Below are 202 nucleotides of genomic sequence, written 5' to 3' on the forward strand. Positions count from 1 at the left end.
CGAAGTTTCCAAGGACCATCTGGGGTGCCTGGAAGGTGCCATTGCCGTTGTTGAGCGCGATCCAGACCCCTGGGTCTCCGAAGCCAACGATGTCTGCGCGGCCGTCACCCGTCATGTCGGCGAGGAAGCGCGGGTGCCGTTCCACACGCCATCCCCCAGCGATATAGCCGAAGTTCCCGACGACCATCTGGGGTGCCTGGAA

At 63.4% G+C, this 202-nt stretch carries 1 protein-coding gene; it reads right to left on the minus strand.

Going from position 1 to position 202, the window contains the following annotated elements; genetic code table 11:
- Positions 1 to 187: FG-GAP repeat domain-containing protein (locus APY03_RS45590; RefSeq protein WP_198161220.1), on the minus strand; the 187-nt coding region annotated here is incomplete at its 3' end.
- Between the last annotated feature and the right edge of the window lie 15 nt (positions 188 to 202).

The sequence above is a fragment of the Variovorax sp. WDL1 genome (genome assembly GCF_001541225.1).
GTDB lineage: Bacteria > Pseudomonadota > Gammaproteobacteria > Burkholderiales > Burkholderiaceae_C > Variovorax.